Source organism: Amycolatopsis sp. NPDC057786 (assembly GCF_042797905.1).
In the GTDB taxonomy this organism is placed as follows: Bacteria; Actinomycetota; Actinomycetes; order Mycobacteriales; family Pseudonocardiaceae; genus Amycolatopsis.
Genome location: NZ_JBHVKW010000104.1, coordinates 17,026 through 30,867, shown reverse-complemented (window position 1 = coordinate 30,867; position 13,842 = coordinate 17,026). Strand labels below are relative to the sequence as shown.

Here is a 13,842-nt window from a genome sequence, read left to right as displayed (position 1 = left end):
GGCGTAACTCTCTCATACGGCTCCAAGCACGCGAGTTACGCCTGCAATCACGCGAGTTACGTCTCCAGACACAGCACCAAAAGTGCGTGAGGGCCCCCTTCACCGCGGTGAAGGGGGCCCTCACGTACTTCGGTCACACGGGTTTCAGTGGGTCGTGCCCCATCGACATCAGCTTGTGCCGCCAGTGCGCCTCGCCCGCGACCGGTTCGAGGTCGTCACGCCGCTGGTCCTCGACCCGCCGCACGACCGAGCGCATCACCCGTTCGTCCTCGGCGGTGAGGTCGGTCCGGCGTTTGCCGAGGACGGCCAGTACGTGCCGCCCGGTCGGCGTGCCCGCCTGGTCCGGCAATGCCTCGTCCTCGGCGTCGGCCGACCTCGTGCGCAGCCAGTCGGCCAGTTCCCGCGAGGTCATGTTGACCACGCGATGGAATTCGTCCCACAGTTCGTCATCGATCTCGTGCACGGCGAAAACCTCCTGCCAGCACTCGACTTCTTACTGCGCCGTGTACGGCGCCTGCTGTTCGATGGACGGGCTCGCGGCCGGGTAGCGGCCGTCCTGCCCGGGCACCGGCGTCACCGTCGTGCCCTGTTGCTCGGGCTCGACGCGCCTCGGCCGGTTGATGACCGCTTCGGCCTCCTGCTCACCACGGATCCGCGAAAGCACGCCGAGCGTGATCGCGTGGGCGATGGCCAGGACCAGCAGCAGAACACCCAGCCTGCCCACCACACCAGGAAGGTCGCTGCCCCCGATGTCGACGGTCGACAGCAGCGCCAGGACGCCCAGCGTCGCGAGATGGAACAGCACCGTGACGAGCCACGTCATGGAAGCGCCCGCGGCCGGATCACCGTGGGAACCTCGCAGGTAGCGCTTACCGCTCTGGTAGATGATCAGACCGTCGAGCATGACCAGCGCCACCCCGATGACGAGGAAGGCCACGTATGCGTTGGTAGTCATGCCGGAACGCTCCCTTCGTAATGGACCTCACCCCGAGAGATACCCGGGACCTCACCCGGGAAAACGCGTCTTCCAGGGGAGGTCCCGGGTAGTGGTCAGCCGCCGGGGCGGTCCACGTCACCGCGCCAGGCGCCGGACTCGTGGCCGCGGCTCTCGATGAACTCCTTGAACCGCTTCATGTCGCCCTTGACCCGGCGGTCGAGCACGCCGAGTTTGTCGGCGACGTTCTCGGCGAAACCTTCCGGATCGATCTCCATCTGCGCCGTGACCCTGGTCTTGTTGTCGCCAAGGCGATGGAACGTGATGACGCCCGCGTGGTCGGGACCGGAGTCCGACGTCCACGCAACGCGCTCGTCGGGATGTTGTTCGGTGATCGTCGCGTCGAATTCCCGGCTCACCCCACCGAATTTGGTCACCCAGTGGGTATGGGTCGCGTCGAGCTGACGGATCTCCTCGACACCTTCCATGAACTGCGGGAAGCTCTCGAACTGAGTCCACTGGTTGTACGCGGTCTTCACCGGGACTTCGACGTCCACCATTTCGGTGATCGTGCTCATGCATCCTCCTGTCGGTTGGGTGCTTTTCGAGCCGGCACTCCCCGGCTACCCGGCGCCCAGCAGGGCGAAACACGCCGTGATTGACCTGCCGGGCCGCCGGGTACCCGGCGGGCGGAACGCTCCGAGGAGGTGCCCCATGATCGAAGAGACCCACCGGAAGCCGTCCGAGGAAAAGTCGGTCGGCGAGCTGGTTTCCGATCTCAGCGACGAGGTCAAGCACCTTGTCCGCGACGAGATGCGGCTGGCCGTGTTCGAGTTGCAGCACAAAGGGAAGAAAATGGGCTTCGGTGCCGGCTTGTTCGGCGCCGCGGGTGTCCTCGCCCTTTTCGGCCTGGCGACCCTGATCGCCGCGGTGGTGCTGGCGCTCGCGCTGGTGATGCCCGCGTGGCTGGCGGCCGTGGTGACGGGCGCGGCGCTGCTGCTGCTCGGCGGCCTCGCCGCCGTCGTCGGCAAGAAGGAGGTCTCCGGCGCGACCCCGCCGGTGCCGGAAGAAGCCGTGGAAGGTGTCCGTGAGGACGTCGACACCGTCAAGCAAGGAGTGCGGTCATGACCGATTTCCCCAGGAACGCCGAAGAAGCCCGCGCGGATCGCGACGTGACGCGTGAGGAACTCACCGAGACCCTCGACGCGCTGGGCAAGAAGATGGACGTCAAGACGAGGGTCAACGACAACCTCGACACCAAGGTCGACGAGGCGAGCGCCAAGATCTCCGAGAAGGTCTCGGAGCCCGCGGCGGAGAAGTTCCGTCAGGGCACCGAAGTCGTCCGCGCGAATCCCGTGCCGATCTTCGCCGGTGTCCTGGCGTTGCTCTTCGCCATCCGGCTGATCATGCGAAAGAGGTCTTCGTCGTGAACAAGGTTCTCTACAAGCCGCTCAGCATGGTCGTGAGCGCCGCGGGCGGCGTGCTCGCCGGCATCGCGTTCAAGCAGATCTGGAAACGCGTGAGCGGCGAAGAAGAAGCGCCGGAGGCCACCGACCGGGACTTCACCTGGACCCAGGTGATCGTCGCGGCCGCCGCACAGGGCGCGATCTTCGGCGCGGTCAAGGCCGCCACCGAACGGGCGGGCGCGGTCGGCTACCGCAAGGCGACCGGCGACTGGCCCACGGAGGACTGACGATGCGCGTGGTGATCATCGGAGGCGGATTCGCCGGCTACAACGCGGCCAAGACCCTCCTCAAGTCGGTCGGTGAAGACACGGAAGTCGTCGTGCTGAACCCGACCGACTACTTCCTCTATCTCCCCCTGCTCCCCGAAGTCGCCGCCGGGATCCTCGAACCGCGGCGGATTTCGGTGTCCATCCCCGGCACGCTGCGCGGTGTGCGCCTGGTGCTCGGCACCGCCAAATCCGTCGACTTCGACGACCGGAGCGTGAGTTACACCGACCCCGAGGGCCGCGAACACTCCCTCGGCTACGACCGTCTCGTCCTCGCCGCGGGCAGTGTCAACAAGTTGCTGCCGATCCCCGGCGTGCCCGAGTACGCCCATGGTTTCCGAGGCCTGCCCGAGGCCCTCTATCTGCGCGACCACGTCACCCGGCAGATAGAACTCGCCGCCTCGGCGCAGGATCCGGCCGAACGCGACGCGCGCTGCACGTTCGTCGTGGTCGGCGCCGGCTACACCGGCACGGAAGTCGCCGCGCAGGGGCCGGCGTTCACCGCCGCGCTCGCCGCCCGGCATCCCGAGCTGAAGGACCAGAAGATCCGCTGGCTGCTGCTGGACCTGGCCGAGCGGGTCCTGCCGGAACTCGACCGGCGGCTCGGCGCCACGGCGGACCAGGTACTGCGCGAACGCGGCGTCGAGGTGCTGATGAAGACGTCGATCGACAACGCCGGCGAAAAGGGGGTCACGCTGACCTCCGGGGAATCCGTGCCGACCCATACCCTGGTGTGGTGCGTCGGAGTCCGGCCGGACCCGCTGATCGAGGACCTGGGGTTGAAGACGGCCAAGGGAAGGCTCGTCGTGACGGCGCAGCTGAACGTCCCGGGACGGCGCGACGTGTACGCGTGCGGAGACGCGGCTGCCGTCCCGGATCTGACCAGGCCCGGCGAATACACGCCGATGACGGCCCAGCACGCCGAACGCCAGGGCAAACTCGCCGGGCGGAACGTGGCCGCGTCGCTCGGGCACGGCTCGCACGGCACCTACCGGCACCACGACCTCGGCTTCGTCGTCGACCTCGGCGCCCGCCAGGCGGCGGCGAATCCTTTGCACATCCCGCTTTCCGGGTTCGCCGCCAAGGCGGTCACCCGCGGCTACCATCTGCTGGCCATGCCGGGCAACCGGTTGCGCACCGCCACCGACTGGGCGCTCGAAGCGGTGACGAAACGGCAGACCGTCCAATTAGGACTCGTCCGATCGGGTTCGGTGCCGCTGGACACGGATTCCCCCGAACTCCCCCGCACGAACTGCTAGAGGAGACGTTCCATGACCACCGAATCCGATCCCGTCCGCGCCGAAGGCCCCTCGGTCGTCACCGACGGCGGCTCCGAGGGGGCGAAGCTGCTGGTCCTCGACCCGGCGGGCGAGGGCAAACACGGTGAGCTCCCGGCGACGTGGCGCCCGCTCGCGGCCCAGCGCCAGATCATCTGGTGCAGGCTGCCGGTGGACGGCGCGCTCAGCCAGGCCGAAGACGTGCTCGGCGACGCGGAACCCGGTGGCCCGCCGATCGACGTCGTGGCCGCCGGAGACTCGGCCGGGGACGCGCTGCGGCTGGCCGAACGTCACCCCGGCGCCGCGTCCCATGTCCTGCTGGTCGACCCGGTGCCGGACGAGTCGTCCGACCTCGCCGAACGCGTGCGCTCGTCCGGGACCTCCGTGGACGTGCTCCCCCACAGCACCGGCGAACCGTACAACCGGGTGCCGCCGCCGCTGCCGCTCGGGCATCCGGACGTCGTCGCCGGGATCACCAAGATCCTCGAGGACGTTTAGCCGCCGGAGGGCGGCGGTATCCGGCGGGCATGAGCGAAACCGTTGCGGACCATGTTCTGACCAGGCTGCGCGAATGGGACGTGGAGCAGGTCTTCGCCTATCCCGGGGACGGGATCAACGGGCTGGTGAGCGCGTTCGGCGCGGCGGAGAACAAGCCCCGCTTCGTCCAGACGCGGCACGAGGAGATGGCGGCGTTCGCGGCCGTCGGCTACGCGAAGCTGAGCGGACGGCCCGGTGTCTGCATGGCGACGTCCGGCCCGGGGGCGATCCACCTGCTCAACGGCCTCTACGACGCCAAACTCGACCACGTGCCGGTGGTGGCGATCGTCGGGCAGACGGCGCGCAGCGCGATGGGCGGCAGTTACCAGCAGGAGGTGGATCTGCAGGCGTTGTTCAAGGACGTCGCGAGCGAGTACCTCGTCGAGGTGAACGTCCCCGAACAGCTGCCGAACGCGCTCGACCGCGCCCTCCGCACGGCCATCGCGCAGCGCGCGCCCACGGCGCTGATCATCCCGGCGGATCTGCAGGAGGAGACCTACCAGCCGCCGCGGCACGAGTTCAAGCACGTGCCGTCCTCCCCGCCCGACCATCCGCGGGCCAGCGTCATCCCGCCCTCGGAAGAGGTCGCCCGCGCCGCGGAGGTGCTGAACGCGGGCGAAAAGGTCGCGATCCTGATCGGGCAGGGCGCGCGCAACGCCGTCACGGAGTTGCGCGAGGTCGCCGAGCTCACCGGTGCCGGAGTGGCGAAGGCGTTGCTGGGCAAGGACGTCCTGTCCGACGACCTCCCGTACGTCACGGGCTCGATCGGTCTGCTCGGCACCCGGCCGACGTACGAGATGATGCGGGACTGCGACACGTTCCTGATCGTCGGCTCGAATATGCCGTACGCGCAGTTCCTGCCGGAATTCGGTCAGGCCCGCGCGGTCCAGATCGACATCGATCCCCGCTTCCTCGGCCTGCGGTATCCGACCGAAGTCAATCTGCTCGGCGACGCGAAGGGGACACTGCAACAGCTGATTCCGTTGCTGGAGCGCAAAACCGATCGCGCCTGGCGGGAAGAGATCGAGAAGAACGTCGGCGAGTGGTACGAGACGTTGACCCGCCAGGCGATGCTGGAGGCGGATCCGGTCAACCCGATGCGGATCGTGCACGAACTGTCCGAGCGGATCCCCGAAGACGCCATCGTCACCGCCGACTCCGGCTCGGCCACCAATTGGTACGCCAGGAATCTCCGGATGCGCGGCCGCATGCGGGGCACGCTCTCCGGCACTCTCGCGACGATGGGATCCGGCGTCCCGTACGCGATCGGCGCGAAGTTCGCCCACCCCGACCGTCCGGTGATCGCACTGGTCGGCGACGGCGCGATGCAGATGAACGGGATGGCGGAACTGCTGACCATCGCCCGGTACCGCGAACTGTGGGCCGATCGGCGATGCGTCGTCTGCGTGTTCCACAACGGCGATCTGAACCAAGTCACGTGGGAACTGCGCGCCATGGGCGGCTCGCCGAAGTTCGAGCCGTCGCAGACCCTGCCGGAAGTGTCCTATTCGGACTTCGCGCTGGAGATCGGTCTGGGCGGGATCGCCGTCGACGATCCGGCCCAGCTCGGGGAGGCGTGGGACGTCGCGCTGTCGGCCGACGTGCCGACGGTGCTGGACGTCCGCTGCGATCCCGAGGTGCCGCCGATTCCGCCGCACGCCACCTTCGAACAGGTGAAGGCGCTGACCGAAGCCGTCCTGAAGGGTGAGCCCGACGCCTGGCACCTGGTGACGCAGGGGATCAAGACGAAGATGCAGGAAATGCTGCCCTCGCGCCGCTGAGAGATGTCATGAAAGGGTCGTTCAGGACGTTTTTCGTCCTGAACCGACCCTTTCATGACATCCGGGACGACCTCGGCGGGACTCAGGCGCTGGCACCGCCGTCGAGGACGATGTCGTGCCCCACCACGTACGCCGACTCGTCCGAAGCCAGCCAGAGGACCGCCGCGGCGATCTCCTCGACCGCGCCGATCCGGCCGAGCGGGATGACCGAACCGAGCCGTTCGGCGCGGTCGGCCTCGGATTCGCCGGGCCGGAACGACATCCCGGTGTCGGTGGCGCCGGGGCTGACCGCGTTGATCCGGATGCCCTCGCCGATGTGGTCGCGGGCGGCGGTCCGGGTCAGGACGTCCACGGCGGCCTTCGAAGCGGCGTAGGCGGCCATTCCCGGCAGGCGGGTGTGCGAGCCGATGTTGGACGCCATGTTGACGATGACTCCCCCACCGGCCGCCCGCATTTGAGCGATCTCGTGTTTCATCGACAGCCACGTGCCCGTGAGATTCGTCCGCACGACGGCGTCGAAGCTCTCTTCGTCCAGATCCGCGGCCGGCGCGGGGCTGCCGAGGACGCCCGCGTTGTTGAACGCGATGTCGAGTTTGCCGTGCCGCCGCACGGTCTCGGCGACGAGGCGCTCGACTTCGGGACCCACGCTCACGTCGGCGGTCACCGCGTCGGCGGTTCCGCCGTCGGCCTGGATCTCCTTCACCGTCTGACGTAGCTTCTCGCCGTCCCGCCCGGAAACGACGACCTGAGCGCCTTCGCGCGCGAAGGCCGCCGCCGTGGCGCGGCCGATCCCGGAACCTCCTCCGGTGACCAGGACGACCTTGCCGCTGAATCGCTTCCCCACAATATTTACCACTTTCTGGTCCGATCGTTCCATTATGAGCGTTTGCGGGCGGCTTCGAGTACCGCGATGGCCTGCTTCGCGGTCGCGCTGACCCGCGCCGCGGAATCCGGCCCCTTGCCCAGGACCCGCATACCCTGCAGGACGGTGAGCAGGAAGCCGGCCAGCTCTTCCGGGTCCGCGGCGGCGTCGAGCTCGCCCTGCGCCTTCGCGCGGCTCAACGCCATCCGCACGGCCAGCTCGAGCGCGTCCCAGCTGCGCTCGACCACCCGCGCGACCTCGGGATCCTTCGGCATCATCTCCATGGCGGCATTGACCACGAAACAGCCTTTACGCCCCGATTCGCCCAGTATTTCGGCGAGATAGCGGTCGATGAGCCGCCGTACGCCCGCCAGTGCGGGCCCCGGCCCGGCGAAGTCCTCGACGAACCGCTCGTTACCCCTGGCGATGTAGCGGTTCAAGGCCGTCAGGTACAGCTCGTGCTTCGTGCCGAACGTGGCGTAGAGACTCGCCTTGCCGATGCCGAGCTCGGCGACCAGGTCGCTGACCGAAGTGGCCTCGTACCCCTGCCGCCAGAACAGTTCCAGCGCGGCTTCGCAGGCCGCGTCGACGTCGAATTCCTTCACCCGGGACATGAGAGAAGCCTAGCCACATCTGGACCGATCGGTCAAGATGTGCGCGCTACCCAAGTACATGAAGGCCCCCTTCCTGTACCTAGGCGCAAGGAAGGGGGCCTTCATGTACTTGGCTCGAGAACCGGCTCAAGACTCGCCGTGTCGTCCGGCTGGTCAGCCCGTCGCCCTCGTGAGTAAGGCGAACGTGTCGTGTCGGGTGGAAGGTCCGGACGCGGACGTCACAACCGTCCCAGTGTCACCAGTGATGCCGCCGCGAGTCGTCCATCCAATCACGCGTGTCGTCCATGCAATCACGCGTGTCGTCCGTTCGAGCGAGCCACCACGGCGACCGGCTCAGGAGGCGGCGTCGTAGGCCGACCTGGCCTCTTCCACCTTCGGCAGGTTCTCCGTCGACCAGTCCGCGAGGGTCGCGAAAAGCGGCGCCAGGCTCCGGCCGAGTTCGCTGATCTCGTACTCGACCCTGGGCGGCACCTCGGCGTGATACGTCCGGGTGAGCAGGCCGTCTCGTTCCAGCTGGCGCAGCCGTTGCGTCAGCACCTTCGGCGTGATCGAACCGATGCGCCGCTCGAGCTCGACGAACCGCTGCCTGCCGAATTCGTTGAGCGCCCACAGGATCGGCGTGGTCCAGCGGCTGAAGACGAGGTCGACCACCGGAGCGATCGGGCAGGCCTGTTCGGGGGTCGTCGTCGAGGCGTCGGCGCGCATGAGGCCAAGGTACGCCGGGTTGCCGAGTTGTCATGATCCGGACACCCCACTGCCGCGCCGGTGCGCGTAACGTTCTGTTATGGACTTGACCACCGAAAGGCTCGTCGTCCGTGATTGGTCCGAGGACGACGCCGAAGCCGCGCTGGCGATCTACGGCACCACCGACGTGACCCGGTGGCTAACCCCGGCGATGGACCGCGTGACCGACGCCGCGGCCATGCGTTCGGTTCTGCAGGCCTGGCAACAGGCGCAGCCGAATCTCGTGCCGCCGCGCGGGAGATGGGCGGTGCAGCGCAAGGAGGACGGCGTCGTGGTCGGCGGGCTGGGCATCCATCTGCTGCCACCGTACGAAGAGGACCTGGAGATCAGCTGGCAGCTGCATCCGGACGCCTGGGGCGAGGGCTACGCCTCCGAGGCCGCCCGCGCGCTGATCGGCTGGGCGTTCACCCAGGACACGGACGAGCTCTTCGCCGTCGCGCGGCCGAACAACACCCGCGCCATCGCGACCGCGAAACGGCTCGGGATGGTCTGGGTCGGGGAAACCGACAAGTACTACGGGCTTCGCCTGCAGGTGTACCGGATCCGGCACACGGACATCGTCTAGGCGGTGTCCACACGGGACACTTCGCCCGAGACGGCGTGTCCCGCTCCGCGCCCGTCCGCCGTGGCGATGATCCGGCCTCGTTCGACCCGGATCGCGACCTCCGTCTCGTCGCTGACCGCGAGCACTCCCGCGGCCGCCGCCAGCGTCCCGGCCGGGTCGCACACCACGCGCGGTCGCGGCCAGGACGGTTCCGGGAAGGCCTGCCGCAGACCGCCGCAGACTTCCGCGACGATCAGCCGGGTCAACGGCACCAGCTCGGCGGGCTCACTGGTCACGACGACGACGGTGACATCACCGCCGGAAGCCCGGACGGCCTCTTCCGCGGCGGCCAGCCGATGGGTGCCCAGGACGACGACCACGCCGTCGGCGGGAACGAAGGATTCGGCGCGTACGAGATCGACGGCCCCTGGCGGTGACCAGGGCCGGTCGGCCGGCTGCGCCGCGGGCGCGATCACCGGCGGCGCCCACCAATCGTTGAAGGCCAGGCCCGCCAGCCGTTCACAGGCACTCACGACGTCGAAGGGTTCGACGAACCCAGGCGCGGCGGCCGCAAGCTGGCCGGCGCCGTGCAGGGTGGTCAGCACGGTCTCCGCGAGCCGGATCCGGCGCGGGATCGGTGACCCCGGCGGCCGCTCCGGCGGGTCGAGCCGCTCCAACGCGAGGCCGAGCAGCAGGCCGTTGAGCTTCACCAGCTGAGCGAACGGCCGCCGGACGCGCTCGTCCGCGAGCACTTCCGGCATCAGGTCACGAGCGAGGCCCGCCTGATCGTCGTCCAGGGGGAACGCGGCCACTCTCGACCTGGCCAGTGCGCCCAGCGCGCCCGCGAGCGTCTCGCCGGGCACCGCGTGCGGCGCCCCCGCGGCCTCTTCGGCCAGCTCGGCCAGAACGGCGAAGTACAGCGCGCGTTTTCCCGGGAAGTTCGAGTAGACCGCGCCGCGAGTGAGCTCCGCCCGCTCGGCGATGACGTCGATCTTGGCGTCCCGGAAACCCTGCGACGCGAACTCGTCACGCGCGGCGGCCAGCACCTTCGCACGGTTGCGTTCCTGCGCCTCCGCCCTGCTCAGCCGGACCATCGGCCTCCCCTCAACCGGAACGTTGCCCTCAGACGCGGATCAAGATACCTTGACCATTCAGATGATGAGAACATCTGATTTGAACATCCGAACTGGGAGAGCCACTTTGTCCGACGTTCCCGAGATCCTCTTGACCGACCCTGAAGTCCTGCGCGACCCGTTCACCGCCTACGGACCGGTCCGCGAGCGCTCTCCGATCGCCAAGCTCAGCGCGCCCGGACTCTCCCTGTGGGCGGTACTGCGCCACGAGGAGGCGCGGAAGATGCTGAGCGACCCGCGATTCGCCCTGAGCGCGGACAGCTACCAGCGGATGGACATCCCCGACCACTGCCGCCCGTACATGCGGACGATGCAGGAGGTCGAAGGTCCGGAGCATCTCCGGCTCCGGCGGCTCGTCGCGCCCGCGTTCACCCCGCGCAAGGCCGCCGCTCTCCGCCCGGAAATCGAGCGGCTCGTGGACGACCTCCTCGACGAACTCGCCGGGGAAGACCGGATCGACCTGGTCACCGCCTTCGCGCGACCACTGCCGGTCGACGTGATCTGCGCACTGGTCGGCATCCCCGCGGCCGACCGCCCGCGGTGGCGCCAATACGGCGCGCTGGTCTCGGCGGGCGACGGCGCCGGGCTCGCGAAAGCGGTCCCCGGGATCGTCGAGGGCGCGCTCGCCGCCATCGCGGACCGGAAACTCGAAGCGGGCGAAGACGTCGTCTCACAACTGATCCGGATCCAGGCCGAAGACGGCGACAGGCTCAGCGAAACCGAACTGGTCGCCCTGGTCTGGCAACTCGTCCTGGGCGGCCAGGTGCCCGGCAACCTCATCGCCAACGCCGTCGAAATCCTGCTCTCGCACCCCGAACAGCTGGCCGAGCTGCGCGAGGACCCGGCGCTCATGCCCGGCGCGGTCGAGGAAGTGATGCGCTGGCAGAGTCCCCAGTTGCTGACGATCCCCCGGTTCGCCACCACGGACGTCCGGATCGGCGACGTCCTCATCCCCGAAGGAGAACCTGTTACCGTCGCGATCGCGGCGGCGAACCGGGACCCGAGGGCATTCCCGGACCCGGACGTCTTCGACATCCGGCGAGCGGCGGGCCCCGCCTGGCATCTCGCCTTCGCCCACGGGCCGCACTTCTGCCTCGGCGCTTCCCTGGCCAGAGTTCAGGTCGAGGTCGCGCTGACCGCCCTGCTGCGCAGGTTCCCCGATCTCGCCCTCGCCGACGGACTGCTCCGGATCCCGGATCCTGGCACCTGGCGGCTGAACGCACTGCCGGTCACGCTGCATGCCACGGTTGCAAACTGAAACACGTTCTAATAACGTGACCGGCTGTGAGACACGGGATCGTACTGTTCACCAGTGACCGGGGTATCAGTCCGGCGGCCGCCGCGCGGGCGGCCGAAGTCGCGGGCTTCGACACCTTCCACGTGCCGGAACACACGCATATCCCGGTCAAACGGGAGGCTCCGCATCCGCGCACCGGCGACTCGTCGCTGCCCGACGACCGTTACCTGCGCACGCTCGACCCGTGGGTCGCGCTGGCCACGGCGGCCTCGGTGACCACCCGGATCCGGCTCGCGACGGCGGTGGCCCTCCCGGTCGAGAGCGACCCGATCACGCTGGCGAAGACGATCGCCAGCCTCGACCACCTCTCGGCCGGGCGGGTCACCCTCGGCGTCGGTTTCGGCTGGAACGTCGACGAACTGGCCGATCACGGCGTCCCCGGCGGCAAACGGCGAACCGTCCTGCGCGAGTACCTGGAAGCGATGCGCGCGCTCTGGACGCAGGACGAAGCCTCGTACGCGGGAGAGTTCGTGTCGTTCGGCGCCAGCTGGGCGTGGCCGAAACCGGCTCAAGCGCATATCCCCGTGATCGTCGGCGCCGGCGGGACGGAGAAGACGTTCCGCTGGATCGCGAAATCGGCCGACGGCTGGCTCACCACCCCTGGTGACACCGACATCGAAGACAAAGCCCAGCGGCTACGCGAGATCTGGCGCGAAGAGGGCCGTGCCGGCGAACCGGAGATCTCGGCGCTCGGCGTCCGCCCGGATCCGGAGAACCTGGCCGAACTGGAGGCGGCCGGGGTCACCGAGACGATCTTCGGCCTCCCGGACCGCTCCCCCGAGGAAGTCGAGGCCTGGCTCCAGCGCCTCGCCGGGAAACTCAGCCTGCCCGCTGGGAGTCGATGAGGTACCGGCCACCCTGCTGGACCAGGACGAACGTCTCCCTCCCCGTCGTGGTCCCGCCGGAGGCCCGCACGTAGGTGAGCGTCGCCGTCACCGTGTTGCCGGATTCGGTCACGTTCGACACGGTCACCGCGCTGAACTGCTTCCAGTAGCTCGAATACCGCTCGAAGCTCTGCTTCCTGTTCTGCTTGAAGTTGTCGGTCAGCGTCGCGAACCCGGCCTCGAGATTCCCCGGGATGAGCGCGTAGTACGCCGTGAGCGCCTGCCCCGGCGTCTGTGCCGGGGGCGGCGCGGACGAGGATGACGAAGACGGTGTCGAGGGCGGCGCGGACGACGGCGAAGGCGGCGGCGCGACCGGCTCCGAAGTGGTCGGGACGGCGGGCTGCGACTGGGAGGCCGGCGGCGGCGCCTGGCCGGACGGAGTCTCCTCGTCGCGACTGAGCACCACGACCACGGCCGCGGCGGCTGCCGCCGCGAGCACGAGGAACACGGCGATCACGCCGATCAGCATTCCCTTACGCGCCTTCGGCGGCGGTTCTTCGGCGACGAGCGTCGTCGGCTCCCCCGCCGCGAGCGCCCGCAACTCCCGCTCGGTCTCGGCCATCGTCGGTCTGCTGTCCGGCCGGACGTCGAGGAGCCGGTTCAGCAGCGGAGTCAGGATCCCCGATTTGGCCGGCGGAGTGATCTCGCCGCTCGACGCGCGGTACAGCAACGCGATCGGGTTCTCGGCCGTGCCGTACGGCGTGCCGCCTTCGAGGGCGGTGTACAGCGTCGCGCCGAGCGAGAACACGTCGGAGGCGGACGTGGCGTCCTCGCCGCGGGCCACCTCCGGCGCCAGGAACGCCGGTGTCCCGGAGATCTCGCCGGTCGCGGTGAGCTGGACGTCCCCCATCGCCCGCGAGATCCCGAAGTCGGTGATCTTGACGGTGCCGTCGTGGGCGATCAGGACGTTGCCGGGCTTGATGTCGCGGTGGACGATGCCCGCCCGGTGCGCGGCCGCCAGCGCCGAGCACAGCTGGATGCCGAGGCGGATGACGTCTTCGACCTCCATCGGCCCTTCGCGCAGTTTGTCCGCGAGACTGGTCGAGGGCAGGTACTCCATGATGATCCACGGGCGGTCCTGCTCGTCGATCACGCCGAAGACGGTGATGGCGTGCGGATGCACCAGCCGCGCGGCGATACGCGCCTCGCGCAGCGCGCGGTTCTTGGCCTCGTCGGCCTTCTGCTCACCGGCTCCGTGCGGCAGAAGGAGTTCCTTCACCGCGACCGTGCGCTCCAGGTTCTCGTCGCGCGCCCGCCACACGGTGCCCATGGAGCCACCGCCGACGGGCTCGATGAGATCGAACCGGTCGGCGAGGCGGCGGATCTCCTCCATTATCGACGTCCCCCTGGAGCTGTGGTGTTCGCGCGAACCTTGCCAGCATGCCAGGAACGCGTCGCGAGGCAGGACCCGGCAGGGTGGTTTCCGGGGCGGTGTCGGTCACGTCGGCGGAGAGGCCGTTCAGCGGAACACCGCCCCATCGGCTGCCCGGAAGTTCGTATCCC

General features: G+C 68.9%; 17 protein-coding genes. 9 read left to right on the top strand and 8 right to left on the bottom strand.

Annotated elements, in window-relative coordinates; all coding sequences use genetic code 11:
• Positions 1-133: 133 nt before the first annotated feature.
• The 3 genes from ACFVM3_RS34995 to ACFVM3_RS34985 form a co-directional block, all read right to left on the bottom strand.
• Positions 134-463: a DUF3140 domain-containing protein gene (locus tag ACFVM3_RS34995; protein ID WP_378444179.1), complete on the bottom strand. Its 330-nt coding sequence runs from the start codon at positions 461-463 to the stop codon at positions 134-136.
• Positions 464-493: 30 nt separating this feature from the next.
• Positions 494-955, bottom strand: a complete 462-nt coding sequence (locus ACFVM3_RS34990) for a hypothetical protein (RefSeq protein WP_378444178.1) — start codon at positions 953-955, stop codon at positions 494-496.
• A 95-nt stretch (positions 956-1,050) separates the two neighbouring features.
• Positions 1,051-1,512 (bottom strand): SRPBCC family protein, encoded by a 462-nt coding sequence (locus ACFVM3_RS34985; RefSeq protein ID WP_378444177.1) that lies wholly within the window; start codon positions 1,510-1,512, stop codon positions 1,051-1,053.
• A 136-nt stretch (positions 1,513-1,648) separates the two neighbouring features.
• Here ACFVM3_RS34985 and ACFVM3_RS34980 point away from each other — a divergent pair, with 136 nt between their 5' ends.
• The 6 genes from ACFVM3_RS34980 to ACFVM3_RS34955 are packed head-to-tail and all read left to right on the top strand — an operon-like array spanning position 1,649 to position 6,261.
• Positions 1,649-2,062, top strand: a complete 414-nt coding sequence (locus tag ACFVM3_RS34980; RefSeq protein ID WP_378444176.1) for a phage holin family protein — start codon at positions 1,649-1,651, stop codon at positions 2,060-2,062.
• The gene (locus ACFVM3_RS34975; protein WP_378444175.1) at positions 2,059-2,364 is read left to right on the top strand and encodes a DUF3618 domain-containing protein; all 306 of its coding nucleotides are present in this window, start codon (positions 2,059-2,061) and stop codon (positions 2,362-2,364) included. Before ACFVM3_RS34980 ends, ACFVM3_RS34975 begins: the two co-directional genes overlap by 4 nt.
• Positions 2,361-2,627, top strand: a complete 267-nt coding sequence (locus ACFVM3_RS34970; RefSeq protein ID WP_378444174.1) for a DUF4235 domain-containing protein — start codon at positions 2,361-2,363, stop codon at positions 2,625-2,627. Before ACFVM3_RS34975 ends, ACFVM3_RS34970 begins: the two co-directional genes overlap by 4 nt.
• Before the next feature lie 2 nt (positions 2,628-2,629).
• Positions 2,630-3,925, top strand: a complete 1,296-nt coding sequence (locus tag ACFVM3_RS34965) for an NAD(P)/FAD-dependent oxidoreductase (RefSeq protein WP_378444173.1) — start codon at positions 2,630-2,632, stop codon at positions 3,923-3,925.
• 12 nt (positions 3,926-3,937) lie between these two features.
• Positions 3,938-4,441, top strand: coding sequence for a hypothetical protein (locus ACFVM3_RS34960; RefSeq protein WP_378444172.1), 504 nt, complete (start codon positions 3,938-3,940; stop codon positions 4,439-4,441).
• Between the two features lie 29 nt (positions 4,442-4,470).
• The gene (locus ACFVM3_RS34955; protein ID WP_378444171.1) at positions 4,471-6,261 is read left to right on the top strand and encodes a thiamine pyrophosphate-requiring protein; all 1,791 of its coding nucleotides are present in this window, start codon (positions 4,471-4,473) and stop codon (positions 6,259-6,261) included.
• An 82-nt stretch (positions 6,262-6,343) separates the two neighbouring features.
• On the opposite strand, the gene ACFVM3_RS34950 is transcribed toward ACFVM3_RS34955, so the two are convergent.
• The 3 genes from ACFVM3_RS34950 to ACFVM3_RS34940 form a co-directional block, all read right to left on the bottom strand.
• Positions 6,344-7,105, bottom strand: coding sequence for a glucose 1-dehydrogenase (locus tag ACFVM3_RS34950; protein ID WP_378444170.1), 762 nt, complete (start codon positions 7,103-7,105; stop codon positions 6,344-6,346).
• 32 nt (positions 7,106-7,137) lie between these two features.
• Entirely contained in the window at positions 7,138-7,737 is a 600-nt protein-coding gene (locus tag ACFVM3_RS34945) for a TetR/AcrR family transcriptional regulator (RefSeq protein WP_378444169.1), read from the bottom strand.
• A gap of 333 nt (positions 7,738-8,070) precedes the next feature.
• Positions 8,071-8,442 carry a winged helix-turn-helix transcriptional regulator gene (locus ACFVM3_RS34940; protein ID WP_378444168.1) on the bottom strand — a complete coding sequence of 124 codons (372 nt, stop codon included), beginning with the start codon at positions 8,440-8,442 and terminating at the stop codon, positions 8,071-8,073.
• Between the two features lie 79 nt (positions 8,443-8,521).
• Here ACFVM3_RS34940 and ACFVM3_RS34935 point away from each other — a divergent pair, with 79 nt between their 5' ends.
• Positions 8,522-9,046, top strand: coding sequence for a GNAT family N-acetyltransferase (locus tag ACFVM3_RS34935; RefSeq protein WP_378444167.1), 525 nt, complete (start codon positions 8,522-8,524; stop codon positions 9,044-9,046).
• Here ACFVM3_RS34935 and ACFVM3_RS34930 read toward each other — a convergent pair.
• Positions 9,043-10,119 (bottom strand): TetR/AcrR family transcriptional regulator, encoded by a 1,077-nt coding sequence (locus ACFVM3_RS34930; protein WP_378444166.1) that lies wholly within the window; start codon positions 10,117-10,119, stop codon positions 9,043-9,045. The two genes, ACFVM3_RS34935 and ACFVM3_RS34930, sit on opposite strands and share 4 nt — an antisense overlap.
• A 106-nt stretch (positions 10,120-10,225) precedes the next feature.
• Here ACFVM3_RS34930 and ACFVM3_RS34925 point away from each other — a divergent pair, with 106 nt between their 5' ends.
• Both ACFVM3_RS34925 and ACFVM3_RS34920 read left to right on the top strand, forming a co-directional pair.
• A complete protein-coding gene (locus tag ACFVM3_RS34925) occupies positions 10,226-11,416 on the top strand; it encodes a cytochrome P450 (RefSeq protein WP_378444165.1) in 1,191 nt (396 codons plus the stop codon).
• A gap of 26 nt (positions 11,417-11,442) precedes the next feature.
• Positions 11,443-12,300, top strand: coding sequence for an LLM class F420-dependent oxidoreductase (locus ACFVM3_RS34920; RefSeq protein ID WP_378444164.1), 858 nt, complete (start codon positions 11,443-11,445; stop codon positions 12,298-12,300).
• Here ACFVM3_RS34920 and ACFVM3_RS34915 read toward each other — a convergent pair.
• A complete protein-coding gene (locus tag ACFVM3_RS34915; RefSeq protein WP_378444163.1) occupies positions 12,275-13,672 on the bottom strand; it encodes a serine/threonine-protein kinase in 1,398 nt (465 codons plus the stop codon). The genes ACFVM3_RS34920 and ACFVM3_RS34915 overlap by 26 nt on opposite strands.
• Positions 13,673-13,842: the final 170 nt, after the last annotated feature.

Coding starts and splice junctions, on each gene's coding strand:
- ACFVM3_RS34980 (WP_378444176.1), top strand. CDS start 1,649: ATGATCGAAGAGACCCACCGGAAGCCGTCCGAGGAAAAGTCGGTCGGC.
- ACFVM3_RS34935 (WP_378444167.1), top strand. CDS start 8,522: ATGGACTTGACCACCGAAAGGCTCGTCGTCCGTGATTGGTCCGAGGAC.
- ACFVM3_RS34965 (WP_378444173.1), top strand. CDS start 2,630: ATGCGCGTGGTGATCATCGGAGGCGGATTCGCCGGCTACAACGCGGCC.
- ACFVM3_RS34915 (WP_378444163.1), bottom strand. CDS start 13,672: ATGGAGGAGATCCGCCGCCTCGCCGACCGGTTCGATCTCATCGAGCCC.
- ACFVM3_RS34990 (WP_378444178.1), bottom strand. CDS start 955: ATGACTACCAACGCATACGTGGCCTTCCTCGTCATCGGGGTGGCGCTG.
- ACFVM3_RS34940 (WP_378444168.1), bottom strand. CDS start 8,442: ATGCGCGCCGACGCCTCGACGACGACCCCCGAACAGGCCTGCCCGATC.
- ACFVM3_RS34955 (WP_378444171.1), top strand. CDS start 4,471: ATGAGCGAAACCGTTGCGGACCATGTTCTGACCAGGCTGCGCGAATGG.
- ACFVM3_RS34975 (WP_378444175.1), top strand. CDS start 2,059: ATGACCGATTTCCCCAGGAACGCCGAAGAAGCCCGCGCGGATCGCGAC.
- ACFVM3_RS34930 (WP_378444166.1), bottom strand. CDS start 10,119: ATGGTCCGGCTGAGCAGGGCGGAGGCGCAGGAACGCAACCGTGCGAAG.
- ACFVM3_RS34945 (WP_378444169.1), bottom strand. CDS start 7,737: ATGTCCCGGGTGAAGGAATTCGACGTCGACGCGGCCTGCGAAGCCGCG.
- ACFVM3_RS34985 (WP_378444177.1), bottom strand. CDS start 1,512: ATGAGCACGATCACCGAAATGGTGGACGTCGAAGTCCCGGTGAAGACC.
- ACFVM3_RS34960 (WP_378444172.1), top strand. CDS start 3,938: ATGACCACCGAATCCGATCCCGTCCGCGCCGAAGGCCCCTCGGTCGTC.